The organism is Pseudomonas sp. FG86 (assembly GCF_057808775.1).
In genome coordinates, this window is record NZ_JBMDIS010000058.1 from 16,290 (window position 1) to 40,059 (window position 23,770).

The following is a 23,770-nucleotide window of genomic DNA, read 5'->3' on the forward strand; positions in this document are numbered from 1 at the left end:
TGTTACTCGATGTGAAAACCATCGATCCTTGACTATGCTGAGGAGGCCTTGCCGGCACTCCAAGGTTGGAGTGCCGAGCAATCGTTGCGGCGGAGCCTGCGGCGAATAACGAGAGTCGTCCCGACAACGGGCACGACCCGCACCAACCGACAAGGATGTGACACCCATGAAGCCCGCTTCCCTGAGCGAACTCCGTCGCGGTCCCGCGCAAATCTGGAACAGCGCGCCCCAGTTGGCGCAGATCCCCACGATTCAACTCAACTCGTTGGTACCGGCCGGTGCGCGCGTGGTGATCGTCGCGCCCCACCCTGGCGATGAAGTGCTGGGCTGCGGCGGTTTGCTGCAACGCCTGAGCATCCTCGAACACCCCCTGCAATTGATCTCCATCACCGACGGCAGCGCCAGCCATCCGGGTTCCCATGTGTGGCCCGCCAGCCGCTTGAGCGTGGTACGGCCCCAGGAAAGCGTCGAGGCGCTACGGCGCCTGGGCATGCCGCTGCACAGCCTGAAGTGGATTCGGGGCGGGTTCCGCGACACCGGCCTGGCCGATCACGAACAAGCGATGAGCCAATTTATTGCGCGCTACCTGCAACCCGGTGATGTGCTGTTCACCACCTGGCGCAACGATGGCAATGACGACCACGACGCCGTCGGCCGCGCCAGTGCCAAGGCGTGCAGCCTGGTCGGTGCGCGCCTGTACGAGCTGCCGATCTGGGCGTGGCACTGGCCGGCGCGGGAAAGCTCGATGATCCCCTGGCAGCGCGCGCGCAAGGTGCGCCTGGACACCTGGAGCGTCGCGCGTAAATTGCACGCCGTCCACGCCTTCGCCAGCCAGTTGGTCGGTGACCCGGACATTGGCCTGGCACCCATGCTGGCCCAGGTGCTGCTGGAACGTATTCGCGATCCTTATGAGATCGTGTTGATCTAGCCTTCGACTCGTCTGTACCTGTTATTTCTGACAGTAGCGGCCTACGCAATGTGCGTCTAAGGTGCAAAAAGCCCTGCACCGGTTGAGGTGCAGTCGAGAAAACCATGCCAACCCTTTGCATTGGCCGGTGTTTTCAGATGCAGGTAAGCCGCAGTCCCTGATCCGTATCGCGTTCGTTGTTGCCATGGTTCGGACCGCACCTGGATACCAGGTGCGTGAACAACATGCCTCTGCTGCGAGGACGAATCATGCGCACACCCACTCCTGCTTGGCTGTACGCGGGCATCCTGTCATTGATGGTTCTGACGACCTGGCCGCTTCTCTCCCAGGCGGCGTGTACGATCAACATCACCTCCGGCGACGACACCTCCACCTGCGACAGCGGCACCGCGCCGGGCTTCACCGACAACGCGGGCAACAACACCCTCGACATCCGTGACAGCGGAAGGATCACCGGCAACGTCACCTTCGGTGCGGGTAACGATCTCGTGGATGTGAATGGGGCGACGGCAGGAATCGACGGCGCACTGAATCAGGGCGACGGGAGCAATATCTTTCGGCTTAACCTGGGAACTGTCGGTTCGGTAACCCAGGGCTCAGGCACGGATATCGTACAGATCAGCGGTGGCCAGGCCGGTGCGATCAGCCAGGGAGGCGGGGTCGACAGCTATGCCCAAAGCGGTGGGACCGTTGATTCCGTGTCCCAGGGTGACGGCCATGACCGATTTACCATGAGTGGCGGCACGATTATCGGGATCTTCGATGACGGCGACGACGCGCTGATGACCGGCGGGAAGATCGGTTCGGTCAACATGCGGCTGGACAATAACGTGTTTGATATGTACGACGGCACGATCGTCAATAACCTGTCTACGGGCTTTGGCCTGGACCGAATTTACATCCGCGGCGGTCACGTCGGTGGCACGATCAGCCTGGGCGACGGTGATGATTTACTCGAAGTTTCAGGTGGCGAGGTGGGTACAAATGCCGGTGCGGAAATTCGCATGGGCAACGGCAATGACACCGTACTCTGGACCAGCCCAGGCATCATCCACGCCGCAATACGGATGTCCGCCGGTGACGACAAGGTGGTACTGACGGGCCTTACGGAAACAACGTTATCCTTTACGCCGCAGATCGACGGTGGGCCAGGTAACGACACGCTGAATTTCGTTGCAACACAATCAGCCACCCCGTCGCGTTATTTCCAATGGGAGAACGTTAATCTCACCAACGCCTCGCGGTTGACCCTGGGCACTGACCAATTAGTCCTCGGCGACCAGCTGAGCCTGACCGGAACCCTGAATATCGATCCTACCAGCACGCTGTCAGCCACCGCGGGGGCAATAACGCCTTACACCGCCGGCCAACGGGTGAACCTGAACAACAGCGGCCTGATCGACATGACCACCGGTAGCACCAGCGCCACCGACACCCTGACAGTCCACGGCAACTACAACAGCACCGGCGGCCAACTCGCGCTGCAAAGTGTGTTGGGCAGTGATGGCTCGCCCAGTGACAAGCTGGTGATCAGCCAGGGGGCAATCCAGGGCACCACCGCCCTGCGCGTCAGCAACCTCGGCGGAGCCGGCGCCGAGACCTTGCAGGACGGTATCCAGGTCGTTCAGGCGCTCAACGGTGCAACCGGCAACGCCAGCAGCTTCTCCCTGGCCGCCCCGGTATCGGCGGGAGCCTATGAATACTTTCTGTTCAAGGGCGGTGTCACAGCGGGCACGGCTGAACACTACTACCTGCGCTCCACGATACCGGTGCCCACGCTACCGGGCCCCGAAACCCCCGTGACGCCTTTGCCTGAGCCGGTGGAAGGCAGCCCGGAACTGCCGACCAACCCAGGTATTGAACCCATCCCGATCTTCCGTCCTGAAGTACCGATTTACGCAGCCCTTTTCCCCGCTGCTCAGCAAGTCGTCCAGGCCATGCTGTCGACGTTCCACGAACGCATGGGCGACCAGCGCCCGCAGCAGGTCGATGCGTCGACGGCCGGTTGGGGCCGGGCCTATGGCAACAGCAGCCGCCAGAGTTTCGCCGGTACCGTGAGCCCGACGCTGAACAGCTCGGTGACGGGCTACCAGGTGGGTAGCGATGTGCTCTCCCTCACCAGCGACAACGGCCAGGTGCAGCACGCCGGGTTCTTCGTCGGCCACAGCAGGCTCAAAGGCGACATCAAGGGCTTCAACCTCGGCTGGCAGGACAAAGAGGCCGGCAACACCACCTTGCGCGGGGATAGCCTGGGGGTTTACTGGACGTTGATCGGCGCCAACCAGGCCTACCTCGACCTGGTCCTGATGGGCACCCGTTTCAGCGGCAACAACGAGTCGGACCGTGGCGTGAAGATGAAAACCCGCGGCCACAACGTCACGGCCTCGGCCGAAGTGGGCTGGCCGTTCCCACTGACGCGCAACTGGGTGGTGGAACCCGAAGCCCAAGTGATCGTCGGCACAACCCACCTGGACAGCCAGAATGACGGAATTTCCGACGTGTCCTACAACGCCGATACCAACCTCACTACGCGCCTGGGTGTGCGCCTGCGCGGCGACTACCAGGCCAGCGGAATGCCCTTGCAGCCCTATGCACGGGCCAATATCTGGCATACCTCCGCCGGGCAGAACACCGTCACCTTCAACGGGGTGACCGATATCGACACCGAGCAGAAGTCCACCACCCTGGGCCTCAGTGTCGGCGCCACGCTGCAAGTGGCCAAGGGCATCAGCCTGTACGGCGAAGCCGGCTACAACCGCAACCTGGACAGCAACGCCTTTAACGGCCGCCAAGGCACCGTGGGGCTGAGAATGGAATTCTGACGTCGCCTGTGTATCGCAGTGTGTACAGCAGCCACTGCGATACATAGCGTTTAACCCGGCGTCGGTGCTGAAACAGTCGGGATACAGCAGCACGATCAACTGTGAGCCATACGCACACCAAGCCGTAGGAGGCTCACCATGCACACGCCGCTGACTCGTCGTTTCAAGCACCCGCCCCTGATTTTGGCCTTTGCCCTGTTGCCGTTGGCTGGCATGGGCATGGCCCACGCCAAAATGCCCGAGCCCCAGGCGCAGGCCTCGTCGGCCATTCGCCCCTCCGGCTTGGGCGCCCTCAAGCACATCAAGGCTGGCCTGCTCGATGTGGCGTATGCCGACGTCGGGCCGGCCGATGGGCCGGCGGTGATTCTGCTGCATGGCTGGCCGTACGATATCGATAGCTACGCCGAGGTCGCGCCGCCGGCTACCAGCAAAACACCCACGACTTTGCCAAGCTGATCTGGCAATTGGCTTCGCCGCAATGGAGGTTTGATGACAGTACTTTCGCGCGCAGCGCCAAAGGCCTGGACAACCCGGACCACGTCGCCATCACCGTGTTCAACTACCGCTGGCGCCTGGGCCTGGTGCAGGGCGAAGCCCAATACGCTGCACTGGAACAAGCACTCTCCCGGGCGCCCTCCATCAGCGTACCGACCATCACCCTCGAAGGCGACGCCAACGGCGCGCCCCATCCACAGCCTGAGGACTATGCCAAGCGCTTTACCGGCAACTACCAATTCCGCCTGATCAGCGGTGGCATCGGCCACAACCTGCCCCAGGAAGCTCCTGAGGCGTTTGCCCAGGCGGTGGTGGATGCAGACCATCTGTGACGTGAGCGCGTAGGCCCTATTGGCGTTGTTGATGCCATCGCAGCCAGGTGAAGGCTCGACAGCGCCTACGGTCGATCTTCAGTCGCACGAAAAATGGGCCGGACTTGATGACGCTCACCGCGCATGCGTAACAGCTGATAGACGACCCCAAGCCAGATAAACCACACCGGCATCACGCACAACGCCAGGCGTGTATCTGGCCGCAACGCCAGCAGGCCCAACACAAAGGCAAGAAAGCCGAGAGAGAACCACGCCATCGGAACACCGCCGGGCATCTTGTAGGTAGATTGCGCATGCAGGTCCGGGCGTTTTTTGCGATAGGCGATGTAGGACGCAAGGATAGTCGACCACGTGAAGATCACCAGGATCGCCGAGACGGTCGACACAATAGTGAAAGCCGTCATGACTTCCGGTACTACAAATAACAAGACCAATCCCAGCAGCATCAGCACGGTGGTAAATGCCAGGCTGATAAATGGCACGCTGCTGTTGGACAAGCGCCGGAAGATGCTCGGTGCGTCGCCCAAGTCCGCTAGGCCAAACAACATGCGGCTGGCGGAAAACACCCCGCTGTTGGCCGAGGAGGCGGCCGAAGTCAGCACGACGAAGTTGACGATGCCCGCCGCTGCCGGGAAACCCGCCACCAGGAACAACTCCACAAATGGGCTTTTGCTCGGCGACACCTGCTGCCACGACGTCACCGCAATGATGCAGGCCAGCGCCAAGACATAGAACAGGATGATGCGCAACGGGATCGAGTTGATCGCCTTGGGCAAGGTCTTCTCCGGTGCGCGGGTTTCGGCGGCCGCGGTGCCGATCAGCTCGGTACCCGCGAAAGAAAAGATCGCCATCTGGAAGCCGGCAAAAAAACCGAACAAACCATTGGGGAACACCGCCTGTTGATCCAACAAATGCGTCAACGACGCGGCAACACCCGTTGGCGAGACAAACGAGCTGGCGATCAGCACCAGACTGACGGCAATCAACGTCACCACGGCGATAATCTTGATGATTGCGAACCAGAACTCCACCTCGCCAAACAGCCTGACCGTCAGCACATTCAACGCAAACAGCGTGAGCAGCATCCCTACCGCTGGCATCCAAGCCGGCACATCCGGGAACCAGTACTGGAAAAACCCGGCAACCACCACCGCATCCCCCACCACTGCCACGCTCCAGCTCAGCCAGTATGACCAACCGAGAAAGAACGCGGCACGCGGCCCCAGATACGCGCCGGCAAAGTCGGCGAAACTTTTGAAGTCAAGGTTGGACAGCAGCAGCTCGCCCATGGCGCGCATGACGAAATACACGAAAAGGCCAATGATCATGTAGATCAGGATGATCGAGGTGCCGGAGAGCGCGATGATCTTGCCTGAGCCCATGAATAGCCCTGTGCCGATCGCACCGCCCATGGCCATCAGCTGGATATGACGGTTGCTCAAGGTGCGTTGCAACGCGGGCTTTTTACACAGTCCGGGCGTGGTTGTTTTCATCACAAAACCTCTTGTTATGTTTTTGAGTTTTGGCAGAAAAAAGAGTCGAGCGTTGTTTGTTATTGGAATCAGGCGGTCTTGCTTTCGAAACCCTGCAGCACGTTGACCGCATTGATGCCGATCTCATCGACCATATAGCCGCCTTCCATTACAAACAGGGTCGGCACGCCCACGCTCGCGATGATCTCGCCCATGCCAAGGAAGTCTTCGCTGTCGAGGAGGAAATGGCTGATGGGATCGTCCTTGAAGGTATCGACACCGAGGGAGATCACCAGCACTTCGGGTGCGAACGCACACAACTGACGACACGCATCGGTCAGGGCGGCTTTGTAGCCGTCCCACTCAGTGTGTTTGGGCAACGGGTAGTTCAAGTTGAAGCCTTCCCCCGCACCGATACCGCGTTCGCCACGAGCTCCGGAAAAGAACGGGTAAGACACTGCCGGGTCACCATGCAGGGAGATGAACAAAACGTCCGGGCGGTCATAGAAAATATTCTGCGTACCGTTGCCATGGTGGAAATCCACGTCCAGCACCGCCACGCGCCGGGCGCCCTGAGTGATCGCCTGTTGCGCTGCGATGGCCGCGTTGTTGAGGTAGCAATAACCGCCCATGTACTCACGGGCCGCGTGATGGCCCGGTGGGCGACACAAGGCAAACGCGCTGTGATGGCCTTCATCGATCAGGGCCAGACCGGTCAGGGCGATATCCGCGCTGGTCTTCACCGCCGCCCATGTGGTGCCTGTGATCGGCGAACCGGCGTCCATCGCGTAGAAGCCCAGCTTGCCGTCGATAAAATCCGGCATCGGGGCATTGGCCAGGTCTCGCACCGGCCACACCAGCGGCAATGCGTCATGGCTACGGCCAGTGGCCGTCCATTCAGCCCAAGCGGTTTCGAGGAAAAACACATAACGTTCGCTATGGGCATTGACGTAGCAGGCTCGGTCGAAGCCGCGCGGCACAATGATATCGCCGAGCCCAACATGCTTGACGCGGTCGCGAACGGTGTCGGCACGGCTCGGCTGTTCGAATGAGGGCTTGAGCACGCCATCTTTCAATTCGGTGCCATGGTGTAAACGGTGGGTTTCACTAAATACAGTCAACATTGATGGATCTCCGCCGGTAAAAGACAGGCTCCATTTTGTTCCGGTGACGTCGGGCTTTCTTTGCTTTTATTTCTGTCGCTGTTAGCTTTATCGGGAATATTTACCCCGCAGGCGCCACAGAATGAAAAATAAAACCAATCAAGTCGTTCTCGACGACACCGATCTCGCCATCCTCGCCCTGCTGCAGGAAGACGCGAGCATTTCCAACGCCCAGTTAAGCGAACGTCTGTCCCTGAGCCTCACGCCCTGCTGGCGCCGACGTAAACGCCTGGAAGAAGAAGGTGTGATCAAGGACTATCAGGCCAACCTTGATCGCAAGATGCTCGGCCTGGACATCATGGCGTTTGTCCATGTGCGCTTTGCCATCCATACCGACCATGCGCCCGACGCATTTGAAGCCGTGGTCAAACAGCTGCCTGAGGTGTTGGCATGCCACAAGATCACCGGCGACGCGGACTATCTGTTGCAGGTGCTGGCAGAAGACCTGGACAGCTATAGCGAGTTTGTCGAGAGCGTGCTGCGGCGGCAGTTGGGGATTGCGTCGATACAATCGAGCCTGGCGTTGCGGGAGGTCAAAGCGACGAGTCGGGTGGCGATAGCACGTCGATCCCAAAGCTGAGCGCAGCTACGGCCTGACGGCCAAGTACACGTTCTGAATGCGCGGGGCGCCGGTTTCGGCCGCGAGACCTGCACGGCCACGAAGTTGAAATCGGCGAACCGATCAAGCTGTAGGAATATTTACCTCGGTATCAGATACGTTACACTCGCCGCCTTAAACATCCGCCAGGGAGGCAACCATGAGCGTTCGCGGTCACGATCGACAGATCGACAATATCGAATTCAATGTGGCCAACATTGCCCACAGCAAAGCGTTCTACGGCGAAGCGTTCGGCTGGACCTTCGTCGACTACGGCCCGACGTACACCGAATTCAGCGATGGCCGCTTGACGGGCGGTTTCACCACCGGCGAGCCCGTTCGCCCGGGCGGCCCCTTGATCATTTTGTACGCCGATGACCTCGATGACACCCAGCGACGGCTTGAAGCCGTGGGCGCCGTCATCACCCGTGCGACCTTCTCGTTCCCAGGCGGCAGCAGGTTCCACTTCACGGATCTCGACGGCTATGAACTGGCCGTCTGGACCGCTCAGCCATAAATCCCCGCTTGGATGCGCGCGACATTCCCGTACAAGGGGGTCGCGTCGTCATCCGTTGAACATCGACTTTTCTCCATCAGATGAATGCAGGCTGTGTAAATGCGCAAGATTGCCCTCCCGTTTTTGATGCTGTTGCTGTGCCTGCACGGCTGTGCCGAAATGCCCGCCTACTCGAATGTCACCGCCAGCGACGCGAGCGATGAGTCGCGCTATACCGTCGTCGAAACCGACACTTATGCGGGGCGGCCTCAACGACACCTGCTGGATGACCAAGCCGACCTGAACATCATCAGGGTCAACGATAAGAAGGTCGGGAACATCCCCTTCTCCACGTACTACTACAGGAACGACTCGCCCCAGCGCGCCATCCTTATACCCGGCAAATACAAGATCCAGCTGGAATACCGCTTGCCTCGGTACTTCATGTTTGCAGAACTGGATTTTGAGGGTAAACCCGGCCAGAAGATCATCGCCCGCTCGGAGTACATTGGGCTGAATCGAATCAAAGTCTGGTTGGAAGATGCCGCGACCGGTGAGGTGGTCAGCCAGCGGGCGAAGTATTAAAGCCGCCCTCGACGCCTCCCTCTCATCAGAGGCGCACGGTTCACTTATCGCAGCGAGCAAACTCGTCCTCGGGTGGCGGAACGCGAAATGACAAATAAAACGGCACGTCACAGCTTGGCCAGGCATCAGCACTGGCTGTCCGCACTGTCCTGTACGGTATTGATGCTGGAGGGGGATATGTCTGTGGCGGATCGAGTCCGGCGGGTATTGAGCACGCTCGACGGACTGAAGCGCCCGCCGTCAGTCACGTGAAAGGGCGTGATAGGCGCTCAGTCTTTAACCTCGGGCAAAGCGTCGCGCTTGGCGAAGATGCCTGCCATTTCCGCCGCGTTCTCAGTGCCCCAGGTACACAGCGGCACGATCGCCTCAGCCAGGCTGCGACCCAGCGGCGTCAGCGTGTAGTCCACGCGCGGCGGCACTTCTTTGTAATCGGTCCGCGCCAGCACGTGGTCGGCTTCCAGATCCTTCAATTGCTGGATCAGCACCTTGTCGCTGACGCCTGGGATCAAACGCTTGAGCTCGCCGTAGCGCTTCGGGCCGTCGCGTAGGAAAAACAAGACCAGCGGTTTCCACTTGCCCGAGATGATGCGCAGCGTGGCGTTGAGCCCGCAACCGGTACCGCAAATTTCAGAATTCCTGGTCATTTTTTGATACTTACCAAAAGGTGCATACTTGTCCTTAGGTTATTAGCACCGCATCCTCGTCTCAAGCAAGCGATTTCCTGCTTGGGTACAACTCCAACGAAGGATGCACGTCATGACCAGATTGAATGGAAAGACCGCCGTGATCACCGGCGGCGCTACCGGCATCGGCCTCGCCGCGGCAAAACGCTTCATCGAGGAAGGCGCGTTCGTCTTCATCTTCGGCCGCCGGCAACAAGCGCTCGACGCCGCCGTGGCCGAGCTAGGCCCCAACGCCCGTGCGGTGAAAGGCTCGGTCTCTGATCAGGCCGACCTGGACCGGCTCTACGCAGCGGTGAAGGCCGAGCGTGGCACCCTCGACATCGTCTTCGCCAATGCCGGGGCGGGAAGCCCGCTTGCGCTCGGCACAATCACCGCCGAGCACATTGACGAAGTCTTCGACACCAACGTGAAGGGCTTGATCTTCACGGTGCAGAAGGCGCTGCCGCTGATGGGCCAGGGCGGTTCGATCATCCTCACCGGATCGAGCGCCGGCACCACCGGCGCCCCGGCATTCAGTGCCTACAGCGCGAGCAAGGCGGCCGTACGCAACCTCGCGCGCAGCTGGGCGCAAGACCTGAAGGACACCGGCATCCGAGTCAACGTGCTGTCGCCCGGGCCAACGGCGACCGAACTCGCGAAGGCAGCGCTAGGTGAAGAAGGCATGAAAGTCTTCGCCTCGATGAATCCGCTCCAGCGCATGGCCGATCCAGTGGAGATCGGCGCGGTGGCTGCCTTTCTCGCATCGCACGACAGCAGCTTCATGACCGCCAGCGAGGTCGCCGTCGACGGCGGCCTGGCCCAAATCTGACCTGCTACGCCCGGCCGCTCACTCGATTCGATATTCGCAGCGGCTGGGCGTGGTACACCTGAGGAGAAACGCTATGAGCTACGCAATTATCGGCTTCGGCAAGCTCGGCCAAGCGCTTGCCAAGGCCTTTGCCCGAAGCGGCATCGACGTATCCGTTGCGACCACTCGCGCCCCGGCAAGCTTTGCATCCCTGGCTGCCGCGATCGGCCCCCAGATCACGCCCACAACGCTGGCGGAGGCCGTCAAGGCGGACATCCTCTTTTTGGCGGTCCGGTACGAGTCGCACGGAGATGTTGCACAGGCGCTGCCGACCTGGACGGGAAAGATCATCATCGACGTGACCAATGCTTACGGCGTGCCCCCAGAAACACTGGGAGGACAGCCCTCTTCCGAGGTCATCGCGCAGGCCTTCACGGGGGCCAGACTGGTTAAGGGTTTCAACCATCTGGTCGCTGCCGTCCTTGACCAGGATCCAGCGGTCCAGGGCGGCAGGCGAGTCGTGTTCCTGGCGAGCGACGATGACAGCGCGGCGGAAGAGGTTGCTGCGCTTGCGAACAATCTCGGTTTCTCGCCGCTGCGACTGGGCGGGCTTTCGGAAGGTGGCCTGCTGGTCCAGGCGCGCGGAAACAGCTGGGGGCCGCTGATCTTCAAGGACCTGGTCAAGTTCGACTGACGTATTGCGCGCGCACATGTCGGTACGAGCCGGCCTCGCGGATAAAGGCCAGCCTCTGACTGATTAAAGCGCGGTCCTGGCTCGATCGCTCGCCCCCTCTCAATTTCGATGCAGCAGCGTATTGGGCGCAACGCCGAATGCCTTGCGGAACGCATGGCTGAAATGGGAAAAATCAGAAAACCCGAAATCCAGTGCCGCCTGGGAAACACTGCGCACCTGGCCGCGTTCAATCGCTTCGCGGCTGGCGTTGAGGCGCTCCTTCCAAATCTCGGCCACGGGGGTCTTCTGATAGCGTGCGAAGGCGCGTGTAACGGTTCTGGTGGACACGTTGTGGGCCTGCGCGATGACTTCAATCGACAGGTCCGGCTCGGTCAGGTGCCGTTGAATGTACTTCATGATGCGACCGTAGAGGTCCAGTTCTTCATGGGTGGTCTTCAAGTCCTGCACTTCCAGGCTGATGACGAGAAGGTCGAGCAAAGCACTGGAATAACGGTTCGAGATGGCCTCGTCCTGCAACGATGCCGGCGTACTTGCGGCCTGACGTAACATTTCCCGCAATGGGATTACGCCAGGGCGCCGATCGTCGAGGACCATTGCGGTGTAGTCCGCGATGCGCGGCAGACGTTCGACGAGCAAGTTCCGAGGAATACGGACCAGGTGGTTTTCGGTACCACCGAAGCTGAATCGAAACGCCTGAGTTGCGTCATAAAGAAACAAATTGCCCGACGCCAGATTGGCTTTCCGGCCGCCCTGTTCAATTTGACCATGGCCATTTCGAGAGAAACCCAACCACAGTTCTTCGGCCGGACCGCTGCGCAGGTGGCGCTCGGAACGCTCCCAATAATGCAGGGGCGATGACAATGAACAGATGTCCAGATCGCCTAAGGTATTGACGGCGAGCGCACCATCGAAACTGCTCTGGGACAAGGGTTTGCTATCGGCCGTCAGACAATGGCGGCAAACCACTTCCTTCCAATATTCAAAGCGACGGGGTGCGGCAACGGCAAGGGTCGAATACTGAGTGCTTGGGTTCATGGCACTGACCTCGGTACGGCAATGCAAAAGAGCTCGATGATGTGTAACTGTTTGTCACCGTTAGCAATTAACAGGCCAAGCACACGCAGGGACATCCCAAGGGCTTTACGACGAGGTTTGCATCGAGGTGGCGCCAGCCCGGGGTGGAGATTGAAGCGCCCGCCATCCCCATTCAGAGGCACAGGGCCTCACATTTTCGGCCTGGGTGCACCAACCCCGATCATGGCCAGGCAGTGCCAGCGTTGTCTTTTCCAACCAAACGGTTGTCCTGACGAACAAAGCGACCCATCGCCGTTGCGCCTAGTTTTCACCTCACAGCAGCTCATCCCCGCACTGATGAGGCACCCCATGCATCGACAACGTTCACACCCCTTGCCGGACGCTTCCTGGCCTTTGCACACGCGCGACCTCGTGCCTGAAGAGTCGGTGTACTGGTTGATTGAATGGGGGGCCATGAAGCTGTTGCACCGACAGCGGGAGACCCAGCCCACCCCGCCACCGGGGCGTTGAATCCTACCCGCATGCCTGAATGAAAATAACGAGGAGCCCAAGATGGAATCTGCGATCGACACACATCTCAAATGCCCACGCACCCTGTCTCGTCGCGTGCCCGAAGAGTATCAGCCCCCCTTCCCAATGTGGGTCGCACGCGCTGACGAACAACTGCAGCAAGTGGTGATGGGTTATCTCGGCGTGCAGTATCGCGGCGAGGCACAACGCGAGGCCGCGCTGCAAGCCATGCGGCATATTGTGAACAGCTTCAGCCTGCCGGATGGCCCGCAGACCCACGACCTGACCCACCACACCGACAGCAGCGGCTTCGATAATTTGATGGTCGTGGGTTACTGGAAAGACCCGGCCGCCCACTGCCGCTGGTTGCGTTCCGCCGAGGTCAACGATTGGTGGACCTCGCAGGACCGCCTCGGTGAAGGCCTTGGTTATTTTCGTGAGATCAGCGCGCCGCGGGCCGAGCAGTTTGAGACCCTCTACGCCTTCCAGGACAACCTGCCCGGTGTCGGCGCAGTCATGGACAGCACCAGTGGCGAAATCGAGGAGCACGGTTACTGGGGATCGATGCGCGACCGTTTCCCGATATCCCAGACAGACTGGATGAAGCCCACGAACGAGCTGCAAGTGGTCGCCGGTGACCCTGCCAAAGGTGGTCGGGTGGTGATCATGGGGCATGACAACATCGCCTTGATTCGTTCAGGCCAGGACTGGGCGGATGCCGAAGCTGAGGAGCGCTCCCTGTACCTCGACGAGATCCTGCCGACCTTGCAGGACGGCATGGACTTCCTGCGCGACAACGGCCAGCCCCTGGGCTGCTACAGCAACCGGTTCGTACGCAATATCGACCTGGACGGCAACTTCCTCGACGTGAGCTACAACATCGGTCACTGGCGTTCGCTCGAGAAACTCGAACGCTGGGCGGAATCGCACCCTACCCACCTGCGTATTTTCGTGACGTTCTTTCGGGTGGCCGCAGGTTTGAAAAAGTTGCGGCTGTACCACGAGGTATCGGTCTCGGACGCCAAAAGCCAGGTATTCGAGTACATCAACTGTCATCCGCACACCGGCATGTTGCGGGATGCCGTTGTCGCGCCCACCTGACACTCAACGCTGACCCATCTGTCCTGGAGGGCGTCGCTCCTCCCTCCAGCCTGACGCCGGGTTCACCCCATTATTTTTTGGTCCCTCATCTCTAGCGCATGGGGTGGGGGCCACTTTTTGGCAGGGATTTGATCATGAAACCGAATCGAAGTGTGCTGGTGCTGGGAATGTTGCCGGGAGGTTTCGAACCGTTGCGCACAGGGGCCAATGCCTCGCTTTTTTTATTATCGGCACGCGCAGCGATCTGATCTTTATCTTCTGAGTGCAGATGTCTTTTTCAACCAAATGAGTGTCCTGCTCAACCATGCAAATACGGCCCTAGCGGCCTAATTTTATCTCCATTGCGACCCCGACTCAGTGGGTCCCACGGGCTCGAAACGGTTGTCGAACAATCCCGAGCCGGTGTGTCGATCATCGATCAAAAGACAGGAAAATCATGGCCATTACTCGCCCTACCCTCGACCAGGTTTTAGACATCGCGACCCAGTTGCACATGCAACTGACGCACGAACAGGCAGCGTCCTACCTGGAACTGATGCAACCGAGTTTCGACGCCTACGACCTGGTCGACGAACTGGCTGATTTCGTTCCGCCAATACGCTACGACCGCAGTTCAGGCTATCGCCCATCGGCCAAGGAAAACCCTCTGAACGCCTGGTACTACCGAACAGAAGTGAATGGTGCCCGCGAAGGCCTGCTGGCGGGCAAAACCGTCGCGCTCAAAGATAATATCTCCCTGGCAGGCGTCCCCATGATGAACGGCGCAGCGCCGTTGGAAGGCTTCGTCCCGGGGTTCGATGCCACGGTGGTCACCCGCTTGCTCGATGCGGGGGCGACCATTCTCGGCAAAGCCACCTGCGAGCATTACTGCCTTTCAGGAGGCAGCCACACCTCCGATCCAGCCCCGGTGCACAACCCACATCGCCACGGTTATGCCTCTGGCGGTTCCTCATCAGGCAGCGCGGCATTGGTTGCGGCCGGTGAGGTGGACATCGCCGTGGGCGGCGATCAAGGCGGCTCCATTCGGATCCCGTCGGCCTTCTGCGGTACCTACGGCATGAAGCCCACCCACGGCCTGGTGCCCTACACCGGCGTCATGGCGATTGAAGCCACGATCGATCATGTCGGCCCCATCACCGGTAACGTACGCGACAACGCGCTGATGCTGCAGGCAATGGCCGGTGCAGACGGACTCGACCCGCGCCAGGCGGCGCCTCAGGTCGATGACTATTGCAGTTACCTGGCAAGAGGCGTGAGCGGGCTCAGAATCGGGGTGCTGCAAGAGGGGTTCGCGCTTGCCAACCAGGACCCTCGCGTGGCGGACAAAGTGCGCGACGCCATCGCCCGACTCGACGCGTTGGGCGCTCATGTCGAGCCGGTCTCCATTCCCGAGCACAACCTGGCGGGGTTGTTGTGGCACCCCATCGGTTGCGAAGGCTTGACCATGCAGATGATGCATGGCAACGGCGCAGGCTTTAACTGGAAAGGACTTTACGATGTCGGCCTGCTGGACAAACAAGCCAGCTGGCGCGAGCACGCAGACCAATTATCCGCGTCGCTCAAGCTCTGCATGTTCGTCGGCCAATACGGCCTGTCGCGCTACAACGGACGCTACTACGCCAAGGCCCAGAACCTTGCACGCTTTGCCCGGCAGGGATACGACAAAGCGCTGCAAACCTATGACCTGCTGGTGATGCCGACCACGCCCATCACGGCCCAACCCCACCCGCCAGCGAACTGCTCGATCACGGAGTACGTGGCTCGCGCGTTGGAAATGATCGGCAATACCGCGCCACAGGACATCACCGGGCATCCGGCCATGTCGATTCCGTGCGGCCTGCTGGACGGCCTGCCCGTCGGGCTGATGCTGGTCGCAAAACACTACGCCGAGGGCACGATTTACCAAGCGGCGGCGGCGTTTGAAGCCTCGGTGGACTGGCGCACGCTCTGAGCCTTTTACAGGCGCCGCCACCCCCTGAAGAACGATAAGAAAGACCGGCAAGTTGCAATGACTTTTCAACCGCGTTGACTGATAGGAGTTACCCCATGAGTACATCGATTTCCACGACTGCGACACCTTCGACACCCGGTGAGAGGGCATGGGCCTTGTTTCAAGTGCTCAAGAGCAAGGAACTCATCCCAGACGGCTATGTCGAGCAACTCACTCAACTGATGGCCCACGACTGGAGCCCGGAGAACGGCGCTCGCGTGGTCGCCAAGGCGTGGGTCGATCCGCAGTTCCGGGCGCTGCTGCTCAAGGACGGAACAGCCGCTTGCGCGCAGTTCGGCTACACCGGCCCACAAGGCGAATACATCGTCGCCCTGGAAGATACACCGGGGGTGAAGAACGTCATTGTCTGCAGCCTGTGCTCCTGCACCAACTGGCCGGTCCTCGGCCTGCCGCCCGAGTGGTACAAGGGCTTTGAGTTTCGTGCGCGCCTGGTCCGGGAGGGGCGCACCGTACTGCGCGAGCTGGGGACGGAGTTGCCGAGCGACACGGTCATCAAAGTCTGGGATACCAGCGCCGAAAGCCGTTACCTGGTGTTGCCGCAAAGGCCTGAAGGCTCTGAGCACATGAGTGAAGAACAGCTTCAACAGCTGGTGACCAAAGACGTGCTGATTGGCGTCGCCCTGCCACGCGTTGGCTGAGAAAAAACAACTCATCATCGTTCAACTTGCGGAGTTTTCATTATGGATGGCTTTCACGATCTCGGCGGTTTCCAAGGCTTTGGCAAAGTGCCGCACACCATCAACAGCCTCAGCTACAAACAGGTTTTCAAGCAGGACTGGGAACACCTGGCCTATAGCTTGATGTTTGTCGGCGTTGACCAGTTGAAAAAGTTCAGCGTGGACGAAGTGCGTCATGCCGTCGAACGCCTGGACGTTCGCCAGCATGTCGGCACCCAGTACTACGAACGCTACATCATCGCGACCGCCACGCTGCTGGTGGAAACGGGCGTTATCACCCAGGCGGAGCTCGATCAGGCATTGGGTTCCCACTTCAAGCTGGCGAACCCCGCCCATGCGACAGGTCGCCCGGCGATCACCGGCAGGCCGCCCTTCGAAGTGGGCGATCGGGTTGTGGTTCGAGACGAATATGTGGCGGGGCATATCCGCATGCCGGCCTACGTGCGCGGTAAGGAAGGCGTGGTCCTGCACCGCACCTCAGAGCAGTGGCCCTTCCCCGACGCCATTGGCCATGGCGACTTGAGCGCAGCCCATCAGCCTACCTACCACGTCGAGTTTCGCGTGAAAGATCTATGGGGTGACGCGGCAGATGACGGTTACGTCGTGGTCGATCTTTTCGAAAGCTACTTGGATAAGGCCCCCAGTGCCCAAGCGGTGAACGCATGATTGAAGGCGCCCAGGCGGGCCGACTGCCGGTGACGGTCCTTTCCGGCTTCCTCGGCGCCGGCAAAACCACCCTGCTCAACGCTATCCTGCGCAATCGCCAAGGACTGCGGGTGGCAGTCATCGTCAACGACATGAGCGAAGTCAACCTCGATGCCGAGGCGGTGCAGCGCGACGTCTCGCTGCACCGTGGCCGCGATGAGTTGATCGAGATGAGCAATGGCTGCATTTGCTGCACCCTGCGCGCCGACCTGCTGGAACAGATCAGTGACCTGGCACGTCAGCAGCGCTTCGATTACCTGCTTATCGAATCCACGGGGATCTCCGAGCCGATGCCGGTCGCGGAGACCTTCGCCTTCCTCGACACCGAAGGCTTCAGCCTCAGCGAGCTGGCACGCCTTGATACATTGGTGACGGTAGTCGATGGCAGCCAATTTCAGGCGCTGCTGGAATCGACGGATACCGTTGCCCGCGCCAACACCGAGGCGCACACGTCCACGCGTCAGCTGGCGGATCTTCTGATCGAACAGGTGGAGTACGCCAACGTCATTCTGGTCAACAAGCGAGACCTGATCGACGAGCCCGGCTACCAGGCAGTGCACGCGATCCTCGCTGGCCTGAACCCGAGCGCGCGGATCATGCCGATGGCTCACGGGAACGTCGCCCTGTCGAGCCTCCTCGACACCCATCTGTTTGATTTACCCAGCCTCGCAGCCTCGCCGGGCTGGATGCGTAAAATGGAAGCTACCGATACGCCGGCCTCCGAGTCGGATACCTATGGCGTGACATCCTGGGTCTACCGGGAGCGTGCGCCTTTTCACCCCCAGCGCTTGCTCGAGTTTCTACAGAAGCCCTGGCACAACGGTCGCTTGTTGCGCAGCAAAGGTTACTTCTGGCTCGCCAGCCGCCACCTGGAAATCGGCCTGCTGGCGCAAAGCGGCAAGCAGTTCCAGTGGGATTATGTCGGGCGCTGGTGGAACTTCATCGAGCCATCGCAATGGCCGCGGGATGAATATCGGTTGCAGGGCATCATGGCCAAGTGGGACAGCGTTGTCGGCGACTGCCGACAGGAGCTGGTCTTCATCGGCCAGGGGCTCGACACCCGCGTCTTGCAGCGCGAACTCGACCATTGTTTGCTGAGTGCCCAGGAAATAGCCGCCGGCCCACTGGCCTGGCAGGCCCTGCCGGCGGCGACGGCCTTTGACACCGAGGCCTTATCGGCACGCCCCACGCCCCCCATGGCGGTTCAACCGACTTGACCCGGTAGAGGTACACCATGCTCTTTTTTAGCCGTACCACCCGCTGGGTCTTGGCGCCGCTTGCCGACAGACTGGACCAGCCTGACCAGGCATGCACGCCGTTGTCGTCGAACAACCCTTTGTTGCGACGCATCCTGACCGGCGTCGAGCAATTGCTGCAAGAGCGCAGCGCCCTGAAAGAACAGGCACGCGCGCTGACACAGGAAGTCACCCAACTGGACGAGCGCGTGGCCTGCCGTGACGCGCTTTTGCGGCAATGGGAGGCTCGCTGGGCCCTGGTCAGCCACGGCGCAGGTGAACTGTTCTGGGAGCTGGAGGTGAATGGAACCGCTGCACCGTCACTGGCATGTGCAATGGGGTGGACGGGGTCTGCGTCGATCCTGGCTGCGGGCATTGATCAGCTTGGCCATTGGAACGAACAGCTCCATCCGGCCGACCGTCAACGCCATTTGGATACCCTCGCCAGGCACCTGGCCGATCGCAGCGGGCGTACGCCGTTTGTGTTGGACGTGCGAATACAGCCCCCATCGGGCGACGACTATCGCTGGTGCAGGATCAGCGGTGATTCACGCCGCGATGCGCAAGGCCTGCCTGTGGCGATGGGTGGCAGCCTGCGGGACATTCACCAACAACACCTGCAAGACGAGGTGCTGGAACTGGCGGCGACACGCTTCGACATCTCCCGGGAAATGCTGCATGACGGGCTCTGGGATATCGAGGTCGTGGCCGGCGACCCGGCGAACCCGAAAAATACCATCTGGTGGTCATCGCAAATGCGTCGGCTGCTGGGATACACCACGGTCGAGGAGTTTCCCAATACATTGGAAAGCTGGACCTCGCGCCTGCACCCCAACGACAGCGAACGGGCTATCGCTGCGTTCGTCGCCCATGTCGACGACCGCAGCGGCAAAACACCGTTTGACGTGGATTATCGACTCAAGCACAACAACGGCACTTACCGCTGGTTTCGCGGCCGCGGCCAAACCCGGCGCGCGGACGATGGCTCCCCGCAAAGAGTCGTGGGCGCCATTACGGATATCCATGCCAGCCATGAAGAGCGTGCGCTGCGCGAGGCTCAGGAACAGCAACACCGCATGATGCAGGAAACCTTGAGCAAGCTGACGCAGATTGTCGCCACCATCCAGGGCATCGCCAGCCAGACCAACCTCCTGGCGCTGAACGCAGCCATTGAGGCGGCGCGCGCAGGCGAAGCCGGACGCGGCTTCGCAGTGGTCGCCGATGAAGTCCGCAAGTTGGCCACGCGAACCAGCCAGGCCACCCAGCAAGCAGCCGACATGATGGACGGCTAGCCCCATGAACACACCCTAGCCGGTGGCGACAGCCAGCCGTTGCCATGCCTGCATGTACAGGCTGCTGGGGTTTTCGCAAGACCGATCCCCACAATAATAATCAGGTGTCGATATGCGCGATTATGAACACGTTGTTGAATCCTTCGATTATCTGCAGAGCGCCACCCAGGATTTGCATGGCGAACTTACTGCTTTGAACGCCTGCGTCGAATGCTGCGACCGGCATGCCCACGGCGAGGCCGTGGCGTTGTATTGCGAAGCGCAGGATGGCCATGCCGAGCGCTACAGGTTTCGCGACCTGCAACGACAGGCGGCGCGCTTCGGCAATTTCTTGCGTGAACAAGGCGTCAAGCCGGGCGATCGCGTCGCCGGCCTGATGCCACGCACGGTTGAATTGTTGATTGCCATTTTGGGCACCTGGCGCATCGGCGCGGTCTACCAACCGCTGTTTACGGCCTTCGGCCCCAAGGCCATCGAACAACGCTTGAACTGCTCGAACGCACGCTGGATCGTGACCGACCCGCACAACCGTCCGAAGCTGGACGACGTCACTGACTGCCCCAGCATCGTTGTGACCGGTGGCGCCCCACAGAACCCGGCTGATCACCACTTCTGGAGCGCACTGGACCGCCAGGCTGACGATTGCGCGCCGGTGCTGCTGGATGCCAGTGCACCGTTCCTGTTGATGTGTACCTCTGGCACCACGGGGCCGGCCAAACCGCTGGAGGTGCCGTTAAGCGCGATTCTGGCCTTCAAGGGCTATATGCGTGATGCGATTGACTTGCGTGCGGACGACCACTTCTGGAACCTGGCTGACCCGGGTTGGGCCTATGGTTTGTATTACGCGGTGACCGGCCCGCTGGCTTGTGGGTATGCAACGCTGTTCTACGACGGCCCCTTCACGGTGGAAAGTACCCGTCACATCATTGCCAAGTACGCAATCAACAACCTGGCCGGTTCGCCCACCGCCTACCGCTTCCTGATCGCCGCGGGGGCCAAGTTCGCCGACGCCGTTCGTGGGCGCCTGCGGGCCGTCAGCAGCGCCGGAGAACCGCTCAACCCGCAAGTCGTGCGGTGGTTTGCCGAACAGCTTGGCGTGGTGATTCACGACCACTATGGGCAAACGGAAATCGGCATGGTGCTGTGCAATCACCACGGTTTGCGTCACCCGGTCCGCGAAGGCTCAGCGGGTTATGCGGTGCCCGGATACCGCATCGTCGTGTTGGATAAGGCACACCGGGAATTGCCAGCCGGCCAGCCGGGCGTACTGGCCGTTGATCGCGAGCGCTCGCCGTTGTGCTGGTTCGACGGCTACCTCGGCATGCCCACCCAGGCCTTTGCAGGGCGCTATTACCTGAGCGGCGATATTGTGGAGCTCAATGACGACGGCAGTATCAGCTTCGTCGGCCGCAATGATGACCTGATTACCACGTCCGGCTACCGCGTCGGACCGTTCGATGTGGAAAGCGCGCTGATCGAACACCCTGCGGTGGTCGAGGCGGCCGTGATCGGCAAACCCGATCCGCAACGCACCGAGTTGATAAAGGCGTTTGTCGTGCTGAACACACCCTACCTGCCAAGCCCTGAGTTGGCGGAGGAGCTGCGCCTGCATGTACGCCAGCGTCTAGCCGCACATGCTTATCCGCGGGAAATGGAGTTTGTCGACCATCTGCCCAAGACCCCAAGTGGCAAGTTGCAACGGTTCATTCTGCGCAACCAGGAGATTGCCAAGCAACAGGCGCTTGGTTAAGCCCCCTGATCGGTCAAGCTCAGCGCCGTGTCCTTGCATGATCGACACCCCGCCCCGGAGCCGCCATGGACCTCGCCCCCGTCGCCCTCCTCCTCCCCGCCGGCTTCGCCCTGTGGGGTTATGGGCACTGGCGCGTCAGGACTTTCTGGTGGTGACAGGCAAGCTGGTGGTGGGCTATATGAAATATCCTAGAGGGTTGCTCCTGGCTGTTTTCAGGCTTTCGTACGGTCGTAAACCGGTCAAAAGCGGAGCCGCACCGAACATCCCTCACGCTCGGCGCTTATACGTAAGGTAATCATGGGCACCGGTGCCGGTGCATATAAAACCCGCCTTCTCGTACATCAGCTTCGCGGGATTATCATGTCGCACACTCAACCGCAACTGCGTGAATCCGTGCCGTGCCGCGTCCAGTGCATAGGCCTCCAAGAGGGCCATTCCCACCCCGCTACGCCGATGTTCTGGCCTTACATGGATGGTGCAAAGCTCTGCGTAATTCTGCTCAGGTATCCAGAGTGAGTAACCTGCGAAGGTATTACCCATGAACGCGACTTTCAGACGGTCAAAGTTCTCTACCCAACGAGTCAGGTGCCGTTCCAGTTGGGCTCGCCACGAAGATTCATGCTCGGGCTCCCAACAGCGGATATAGCTCTCCTCGCCACGGTAGATGGCCGGAAGGTCGGTAACGAGTGCTTGTCTGAGTTGTAGCGCCATTCCAATAGCCTTTGATGACGTGAAGGCATGTTATGGCCTGCCTGACATTTCGCAAAGCCTGAGGTGAGTCGCAGTCCGGGTGCAGCGCGAGGTTCCACGCGGCTAGCAGCCGATCATGAAAGGCCGCTTCTGGCCCAGAGTTTGTCAAAACCCTTGTTAGCGGCTTCCACTCTAGTGTTTTTTCCTACTCAGCCCAGGTCAGACATCAGTTGCTCAGATTCAGTATAAGATTCCGGAAATCAGCAGGTACGCCGACAACGTGGGCTAGAGGCTAGAAATCTGGGGGTTGGATGATTGCAAGCAACGTTTCATATCTTTGTCCGGTTTGTGGATACCCCGCGCTTGAAGAGCCTCCCTACGATGAGGTTGGCTGCTCTTCGTTTGGCATGTGCCCGTCCTGCGGTACGCAGTTCGGCTATGATGACGCAACATCTGCTCATGCTGATTTGCGGAGATTATGGATCTCTAAAGGAATGCTTTGGTGTAGCAAAGCTCAAGCGTCGCCGAGTGGTTGGGACCCGGTAAGGCAACTACAGGCGGTTGAAAAACGCATCAATATCTGAACAGAACACCGCTCTTAGCCCTGCTATGATTTCTGAGGATTTCATCGCAGGGATCACGGAGTCGTTTCTACATACGCCGGGGCAATCGCAGACACCAATGGATGCCTATATATAGACGGTGTGAGGGCCGCGACTCTGATTGCTCAGCCTCAGGCTCCGAGATACCCTTTCTCCTCCTGACAGATAGGCACGGCCAACAAATCATGTCTACTTGCTATTCCATTCAAATCACGCCAGAAAGACCATTGCCGGCCTTCTATTGCATTGCTGAACATCTATGGGGAACCGGATGTGATGTTGACTCTGACGGTGACTGCGCAGGTTCAGATGATCGCCAATGGACGGAACTGACATTGTCGCTTCGCGGCACATCAGGAGAACGTATCGATATTGACCCGCTCTCGCTCATGCCTCTTACCCTCGTAATCCGTTCATCGCACGCCACCCTTTGCCAAAGAGCGGCCGACTACATCGTATCTGTTTCCGGAGGCACTATCGGCGCAGCTGTTAACGTCAAGACGGTATGAGTGCGGGGACACGAGGCTTATAGATTTCCGACAGGTGAAGAACCTAAAAGTGAGACCCCTTGGCGTTTTTACACACTCTGGGCCAGAAGCGGACGTTCGCCGACGGGTCTATGAAATTTTTAGTGAATAACTCAGACCCGTCCATCCCTGTAAAATTACATGGGGCTTTTGAATGGTGAATGAGAGTTTACATACCGGGGCTGTTCTTGTTTTGGGCTATATGCTCGCGCTTGCTTATCTATTGAAACTTTACTTCCAAGGATGTCTCGCGCCTCACCTAGCGACCAAACCGTTGAAAGATCATGAGTCAGATTTCGATAGGCGGCGCGAAATCCTCTTGGCTTTTTAAGGTCGTAAAGAAATTCTGGGATTTTAACTTTAAAATTAAAAGCAGGAACTTTTGGCATCGAATTAAGCGCCGCCACAGTGTTGTATACATGAACAAGCTTGGTCACCGGCACACCTTGCCTTGTCTGGAGACCATATTTTATCCTCATATCATTCGAGGCCTTCGATATATCTGAAATCAAAGAGGCCACACATGAATGGCACTTACTTAACAGCTAACCTTCTGATATGACTACAAAAAATGAAAAAA

General features: G+C 59.7%; 20 protein-coding genes and 3 pseudogenes. 17 read left to right on the top strand and 6 right to left on the bottom strand.

The features are described from left to right. The first annotated feature begins 166 nt into the window (after nt 1-166). The 3 genes and pseudogenes from ACODSV_RS26390 to ACODSV_RS26400 all read left to right on the top strand — a co-directional run bounded on the left by ACODSV_RS26390 (nt 167) and on the right by ACODSV_RS26400 (nt 4,577). Complete coding sequence (locus ACODSV_RS26390) at nt 167-928, top strand: PIG-L deacetylase family protein (protein ID WP_150055446.1); 762 nt, start codon at nt 167-169, stop codon at nt 926-928. 248 nt (nt 929-1,176) lie between these two features. Further along, the gene (locus ACODSV_RS26395) at nt 1,177-3,750 is read left to right on the top strand and encodes an autotransporter family protein (protein WP_150055447.1); all 2,574 of its coding nucleotides are present in this window, start codon (nt 1,177-1,179) and stop codon (nt 3,748-3,750) included. Between the two features lie 138 nt (nt 3,751-3,888). Beyond that, nucleotides 3,889-4,577 (top strand): annotated as a pseudogene (locus ACODSV_RS26400) (alpha/beta fold hydrolase). A gap of 65 nt (nt 4,578-4,642) precedes the next feature. On the opposite strand, the gene ACODSV_RS26405 reads toward ACODSV_RS26400, so the two are convergent. Both ACODSV_RS26405 and ACODSV_RS26410 read right to left on the bottom strand, forming a co-directional pair. After that, entirely contained in the window at nt 4,643-6,070 is a 1,428-nt protein-coding gene (locus ACODSV_RS26405; RefSeq protein WP_223820624.1) for an amino acid permease, read from the bottom strand. A 68-nt stretch (nt 6,071-6,138) separates the two neighbouring features. After that, nucleotides 6,139-7,173, bottom strand: coding sequence for a histone deacetylase family protein (locus ACODSV_RS26410; protein WP_150055449.1), 1,035 nt, complete (start codon nt 7,171-7,173; stop codon nt 6,139-6,141). Between the two features lie 121 nt (nt 7,174-7,294). Between ACODSV_RS26410 and ACODSV_RS26415 the strand changes: the two genes are divergently transcribed. From ACODSV_RS26415 to ACODSV_RS26425, 3 genes are all read left to right on the top strand, one after another. Next, nucleotides 7,295-7,792: an Lrp/AsnC family transcriptional regulator gene (locus ACODSV_RS26415; RefSeq protein ID WP_150055450.1), complete on the top strand. Its 498-nt coding sequence runs from the start codon at nt 7,295-7,297 to the stop codon at nt 7,790-7,792. Between the two features lie 178 nt (nt 7,793-7,970). Then, nucleotides 7,971-8,327, top strand: coding sequence for a VOC family protein (locus ACODSV_RS26420; protein WP_150055451.1), 357 nt, complete (start codon nt 7,971-7,973; stop codon nt 8,325-8,327). A gap of 99 nt (nt 8,328-8,426) precedes the next feature. Further along, nucleotides 8,427-8,891, top strand: coding sequence for a hypothetical protein (locus ACODSV_RS26425; protein WP_150055452.1), 465 nt, complete (start codon nt 8,427-8,429; stop codon nt 8,889-8,891). Nucleotides 8,892-9,160: 269 nt separating this feature from the next. On the opposite strand, the gene ACODSV_RS26430 is transcribed toward ACODSV_RS26425, so the two are convergent. Then, the gene (locus ACODSV_RS26430) at nt 9,161-9,535 is read right to left on the bottom strand and encodes a winged helix-turn-helix transcriptional regulator (RefSeq protein WP_024075756.1); all 375 of its coding nucleotides are present in this window, start codon (nt 9,533-9,535) and stop codon (nt 9,161-9,163) included. Between the two features lie 112 nt (nt 9,536-9,647). Here ACODSV_RS26430 and ACODSV_RS26435 point away from each other — a divergent pair, with 112 nt between their 5' ends. Together ACODSV_RS26435 and ACODSV_RS26440 are read left to right on the top strand one after the other, a co-directional pair. After that, nucleotides 9,648-10,382, top strand: a complete 735-nt coding sequence (locus ACODSV_RS26435) for an SDR family NAD(P)-dependent oxidoreductase (RefSeq protein ID WP_024075757.1) — start codon at nt 9,648-9,650, stop codon at nt 10,380-10,382. A 49-nt stretch (nt 10,383-10,431) separates the two neighbouring features. Beyond that, a complete protein-coding gene (locus ACODSV_RS26440; protein WP_411741551.1) occupies nt 10,432-11,055 on the top strand; it encodes an NADPH-dependent F420 reductase in 624 nt (207 codons plus the stop codon). A gap of 99 nt (nt 11,056-11,154) precedes the next feature. Here ACODSV_RS26440 and ACODSV_RS26445 read toward each other — a convergent pair whose 3' ends face one another. Continuing rightward, on the bottom strand, nt 11,155-12,090 hold the full coding sequence (locus tag ACODSV_RS26445) for an AraC-like ligand-binding domain-containing protein (RefSeq protein ID WP_150055454.1): 936 nt from the start codon (nt 12,088-12,090) through the stop codon (nt 11,155-11,157). Between the two features lie 348 nt (nt 12,091-12,438). Between ACODSV_RS26445 and ACODSV_RS26450 the strand changes: the two genes are divergently transcribed. The 9 genes and pseudogenes from ACODSV_RS26450 to ACODSV_RS26490 all read left to right on the top strand — a co-directional run bounded on the left by ACODSV_RS26450 (nt 12,439) and on the right by ACODSV_RS26490 (nt 21,371). Beyond that, on the top strand, nt 12,439-12,600 hold the full coding sequence (locus ACODSV_RS26450) for a hypothetical protein (RefSeq protein ID WP_168232938.1): 162 nt from the start codon (nt 12,439-12,441) through the stop codon (nt 12,598-12,600). A gap of 42 nt (nt 12,601-12,642) precedes the next feature. Beyond that, the gene (oxdA, locus tag ACODSV_RS26455) at nt 12,643-13,701 is read left to right on the top strand and encodes an aliphatic aldoxime dehydratase (RefSeq protein ID WP_150095210.1); all 1,059 of its coding nucleotides are present in this window, start codon (nt 12,643-12,645) and stop codon (nt 13,699-13,701) included. 436 nt (nt 13,702-14,137) lie between these two features. Next, nucleotides 14,138-15,652, top strand: coding sequence for an amidase (locus ACODSV_RS26460; RefSeq protein WP_150055456.1), 1,515 nt, complete (start codon nt 14,138-14,140; stop codon nt 15,650-15,652). A gap of 95 nt (nt 15,653-15,747) precedes the next feature. Next, complete coding sequence (nthA, locus tag ACODSV_RS26465) at nt 15,748-16,350, top strand: nitrile hydratase subunit alpha (RefSeq protein WP_150055457.1); 603 nt, start codon at nt 15,748-15,750, stop codon at nt 16,348-16,350. A gap of 42 nt (nt 16,351-16,392) precedes the next feature. Continuing rightward, nucleotides 16,393-17,055, top strand: coding sequence for a nitrile hydratase subunit beta (gene nthB / locus ACODSV_RS26470; protein ID WP_150055458.1), 663 nt, complete (start codon nt 16,393-16,395; stop codon nt 17,053-17,055). Beyond that, nucleotides 17,052-18,311 (top strand): GTP-binding protein, encoded by a 1,260-nt coding sequence (locus tag ACODSV_RS26475; RefSeq protein WP_150055459.1) that lies wholly within the window; start codon nt 17,052-17,054, stop codon nt 18,309-18,311. The genes nthB and ACODSV_RS26475 overlap by 4 nt, the downstream gene beginning before the upstream one ends. 353 nt (nt 18,312-18,664) lie before the next feature. Further along, a pseudogene (locus tag ACODSV_RS26480) lies at nt 18,665-19,327 on the top strand (PAS domain-containing protein); the annotation flags it as partial. 30 nt (nt 19,328-19,357) lie between these two features. Further along, nucleotides 19,358-19,597, top strand: a pseudogene (locus tag ACODSV_RS26485) (methyl-accepting chemotaxis protein); the annotation flags it as partial. Nucleotides 19,598-19,733: 136 nt separating this feature from the next. Then, entirely contained in the window at nt 19,734-21,371 is a 1,638-nt protein-coding gene (locus ACODSV_RS26490) for an AMP-binding protein (protein ID WP_150055461.1), read from the top strand. Nucleotides 21,372-21,638: 267 nt separating this feature from the next. On the opposite strand, the gene ACODSV_RS26495 is transcribed toward ACODSV_RS26490, so the two are convergent. Together ACODSV_RS26495 and ACODSV_RS26500 are read right to left on the bottom strand one after the other, a co-directional pair. Continuing rightward, nucleotides 21,639-22,082: a GNAT family N-acetyltransferase gene (locus tag ACODSV_RS26495; protein ID WP_150055462.1), complete on the bottom strand. Its 444-nt coding sequence runs from the start codon at nt 22,080-22,082 to the stop codon at nt 21,639-21,641. Nucleotides 22,083-23,327: 1,245 nt separating this feature from the next. Next, complete coding sequence (locus ACODSV_RS26500) at nt 23,328-23,627, bottom strand: hypothetical protein (protein WP_489046826.1); 300 nt, start codon at nt 23,625-23,627, stop codon at nt 23,328-23,330. Nucleotides 23,628-23,770 lie beyond the last annotated feature (143 nt).

Coding starts and splice junctions, on each gene's coding strand:
- ACODSV_RS26390 (WP_150055446.1), top strand. CDS start 167: ATGAAGCCCGCTTCCCTGAGCGAACTCCGTCGCGGTCCCGCGCAAATC.
- ACODSV_RS26395 (WP_150055447.1), top strand. CDS start 1,177: ATGCGCACACCCACTCCTGCTTGGCTGTACGCGGGCATCCTGTCATTG.
- ACODSV_RS26405 (WP_223820624.1), bottom strand. CDS start 6,070: ATGAAAACAACCACGCCCGGACTGTGTAAAAAGCCCGCGTTGCAACGC.
- ACODSV_RS26410 (WP_150055449.1), bottom strand. CDS start 7,173: ATGTTGACTGTATTTAGTGAAACCCACCGTTTACACCATGGCACCGAA.
- ACODSV_RS26415 (WP_150055450.1), top strand. CDS start 7,295: ATGAAAAATAAAACCAATCAAGTCGTTCTCGACGACACCGATCTCGCC.
- ACODSV_RS26420 (WP_150055451.1), top strand. CDS start 7,971: ATGAGCGTTCGCGGTCACGATCGACAGATCGACAATATCGAATTCAAT.
- ACODSV_RS26425 (WP_150055452.1), top strand. CDS start 8,427: ATGCGCAAGATTGCCCTCCCGTTTTTGATGCTGTTGCTGTGCCTGCAC.
- ACODSV_RS26430 (WP_024075756.1), bottom strand. CDS start 9,535: ATGACCAGGAATTCTGAAATTTGCGGTACCGGTTGCGGGCTCAACGCC.
- ACODSV_RS26435 (WP_024075757.1), top strand. CDS start 9,648: ATGACCAGATTGAATGGAAAGACCGCCGTGATCACCGGCGGCGCTACC.
- ACODSV_RS26445 (WP_150055454.1), bottom strand. CDS start 12,090: ATGAACCCAAGCACTCAGTATTCGACCCTTGCCGTTGCCGCACCCCGT.
- ACODSV_RS26450 (WP_168232938.1), top strand. CDS start 12,439: ATGCATCGACAACGTTCACACCCCTTGCCGGACGCTTCCTGGCCTTTG.
- oxdA (WP_150095210.1), top strand. CDS start 12,643: ATGGAATCTGCGATCGACACACATCTCAAATGCCCACGCACCCTGTCT.
- ACODSV_RS26460 (WP_150055456.1), top strand. CDS start 14,138: ATGGCCATTACTCGCCCTACCCTCGACCAGGTTTTAGACATCGCGACC.
- nthA (WP_150055457.1), top strand. CDS start 15,748: ATGAGTACATCGATTTCCACGACTGCGACACCTTCGACACCCGGTGAG.
- nthB (WP_150055458.1), top strand. CDS start 16,393: ATGGATGGCTTTCACGATCTCGGCGGTTTCCAAGGCTTTGGCAAAGTG.
- ACODSV_RS26475 (WP_150055459.1), top strand. CDS start 17,052: ATGATTGAAGGCGCCCAGGCGGGCCGACTGCCGGTGACGGTCCTTTCC.
- ACODSV_RS26490 (WP_150055461.1), top strand. CDS start 19,734: ATGCGCGATTATGAACACGTTGTTGAATCCTTCGATTATCTGCAGAGC.
- ACODSV_RS26495 (WP_150055462.1), bottom strand. CDS start 22,082: ATGGCGCTACAACTCAGACAAGCACTCGTTACCGACCTTCCGGCCATC.